At 37.8% G+C, this 2872-nt stretch carries 4 protein-coding genes; all 4 read right to left on the bottom strand.

Annotated features, from left to right (window positions below; translation table 11 throughout):
- Positions 1-904: transposase (locus DWX28_RS19080; protein WP_118254763.1), on the bottom strand; the 904-nt coding region annotated here is incomplete at its 3' end.
- Positions 905-1101: 197 nt separating this feature from the next.
- Positions 1102-1566: a DUF4869 domain-containing protein gene (locus DWX28_RS19075; RefSeq protein ID WP_022213243.1), complete on the bottom strand. Its 465-nt coding sequence runs from the start codon at positions 1564-1566 to the stop codon at positions 1102-1104.
- A 335-nt stretch (positions 1567-1901) separates the two neighbouring features.
- Positions 1902-2297, bottom strand: coding sequence for an SDR family oxidoreductase (locus tag DWX28_RS19070; RefSeq protein ID WP_330417718.1), 396 nt, complete (start codon positions 2295-2297; stop codon positions 1902-1904).
- The gene (locus tag DWX28_RS19065) at positions 2248-2673 is read right to left on the bottom strand and encodes a GNAT family N-acetyltransferase (RefSeq protein WP_118254760.1); all 426 of its coding nucleotides are present in this window, start codon (positions 2671-2673) and stop codon (positions 2248-2250) included. The genes DWX28_RS19070 and DWX28_RS19065 overlap by 50 nt, the downstream gene beginning before the upstream one ends.
- Positions 2674-2872: the final 199 nt, after the last annotated feature.

Below are 2872 nucleotides of genomic sequence, written 5' to 3'. Positions count from 1 at the left end.
CAATTATATCTGCATGGTTCTCTTTTGCATATTTTGTGACTGCTCCTGCAATTTTTCTGTCCAGTTCGATATTCAGGCGTTTTACATAAGCCCATCTGCTCTTTACCTGTGCAGATCCATGTTCTCTCTGGAATCTCTTTATCCGTCCCAGCACACGGTACATCCGGTCTTTTTCACTGGGAAAGTTGATAAACTTTCTTCCCAGGACAGTTCCGTCTGACCGCATAATGGTACAGACTGCATCGGTGTTAATCCCCAGATCCACACTGCAGATGATCTGTTCTTTGATTGGTGTTTTTGTGAGTATCACATCTTCTGTATAAGAAAAACGCAAAAAATATTTCCTGCGTCTTTTCTCCAGTGTCGGGGCGGATGCCTTTTTCCCGGCCCAGTTCTTTCTCAGATACTCCATGTCGGTATGGCTTAACCATACACGGAACCATTTCCAGTCATGCCCGTCATATAGTTTCAGATAAGCAGCATCCTTCCCGGCTTCATCCTCCCGGTACATTACATCACGGTAAAAGACTGGCATGGCATGGCTCTCATATACAAGTCTCGGTTTCCCTTCTATCTGACTTGTTTTTTTCCACAAACCCAGTCGGGTTTTGTAAGAGGATACACTTCCCAGCGCATGCTGGATGGCAGCCCTTCTCAGGTAAGAAGGCATCTTTGGAAAGTGAAGATCAAAGCTAAAACGGGCCTGATTCTTTTTGGTTGTATGTATCAGATGTTCTGCTTCATTGAAACGTTTCTTTGTTTCCGGGATCCTTTCCAGTTCTTCCCATACCTGTGCATAGATCTCTGTCAGATAGCTGACTGCAGACCTATAGACATCCAGTGTCTGACGGATCGGGATATTCTGTTTTCGTAATTCCACTCCATAGCTGGATGTTATCTTCACAGTTGCTTCCTGCCTTTCTAACTTGTACTGGGCATAAATAAGTCCTATTTGTTCTTTTCTATCCTATTATAACTCTTTTTAGGTCCAATAAAACTCCCTTTTATATTTTTTGCAAAAAATTTGCGCCTCTAACTCATCACTGAAGTAACGAGAATGCGATGCGCAGTTATTCAAATAATACTTTTTTACTCTTAGCCTTAAACCAGTAACTTCCTTTCATCTTCCATCTCCTCTGCTTCCAATAATCCTTCTACATATTCTGCAGAATTGCATACAATCTTCCCTGTATTCATAATTTGAATTTTAAATTCACCTTCAAACCGCATTATATGTTGCAAATATACTGTCAGATCCTTTTTCTCTGCAATCTTTAAAATCCATTTTGCGCAGTTATCTCCACAATTAGACATGTTGTAAATAAAAGAATCATCCTTCAACATAAGAATCAAAACTTTCACACCACCAGACAATTCGCGTGGCGTTATGGCTCCCAGTATAGGACTGTCAATAACATGTGAACTGATAACTGTGCAATGATCCACATCCTGAATCATTTCTTTTACAAAACTATCTTCAATCCATTCATCTTCATATACATTATCAAAATACGAAGGTGCATCTTTCATGTATTCGATATTGGCATAGTACCATATTTTTAACATCCTATCACGACCTCTCTGTTCTTAATATATTGTTTATCAATATCCATCTCTATAATTGATTTTACTCACTTTTGAAATCTGCGCGTTTTATCCTTTAGTTAAATATATAACTGTTTACGCACCATTATTGATGTATATTCAAGCCAATTCTGTCCCTTACACATATTCTAATTATAACGATTTTTATCTTTCATGAAAAGTTCAATTTTCCAGATTCTATCTCATTTCTCTTTATATATGAGTAATATTTCCATTTTTCAAGTTTTATACGCCTGTTTCCGAAATTTTATTTCTAATATCGCATTATATATCTTTCTATTATGTTTTTTTAATATTCACATCACCACATCAAATCTCCAACCACAATCACCATGGTAAATCATTTGTTTTGTCATGCCACCATCAATACAGATGTTTTCACCTGTGATAAAGCCTGCTTTTTCAGAGCAAAGAAACAGTACCATATTGGCAATATCCATGGGATTTCCGACACGATGAACCGGCTGCTGCACTGCATCTGCTCCTGTATATTCGGTAAAGTCAGTATCTATCCATCCCGGAGAGATTGAATTGACTCGTACTCTTCCTGCAAGACTGACTGCCAACGCATGCGTTAATGCTGAAATCCCACCCTTGGCTGCAGTGTAACTCCATATAAAATTCTCCCCCAAAATCCGCTTTCTATTTCTGTTGCCACAACATTGTGTATTCTTTTTCACCAGTAGCTTCATCTAAACCTTCACATTGAATATCGAACCCTTCTCTTTGGTAAAAAGAGAGAGCTCTGGCATTCTTCTGGTATACGTTTAATCGTAACCTAATTTTTTTATTCTTGATATAGTCTAATAAAAGTTTACCTATACCACATGACTGCATTTCATTAGAAACAAAAATCCCTTCAATGTATTCGTTACTTAGTCCTACAAATCCCTGAATCATTTTATTATCTTCATACACATAGACTTCCGCTTGTGACATCATTTCCTTCACTAATTCATAATTACTTGTCCAATATTGCTCAGGAATAAAATCATGTGCTTTTAAATTTGTCTTTAACCATATGTCAGCAATTCTATTAATATCTGGGTTCTGCATCTTTCTGATCATAACGACTATCCTCCATCAGCTCTCGATTTCAGAGCTTCATTTCTAATACTGATTTTACCGTACTTTTTAGGCTCAGTCCATCTTTTATCCCTAAGCAATATCGCTTCCATTTCCTTTCTGCCGGACTGTTAGTCCCTTTTCTTGAATAACTGCGTGTCGCATTCTCGTTACTTTCAGTGATGAGTTAGACACGCAAATT

It is taken from the genome of Blautia sp. AF19-10LB, from assembly GCF_003461245.1.
GTDB lineage: Bacteria > Bacillota > Clostridia > Lachnospirales > Lachnospiraceae > Blautia_A > Blautia_A intestinihominis.
Note: the sequence above shows the minus strand (reverse complement) of the source record. Positions and strands in the feature narration are given on the sequence as shown.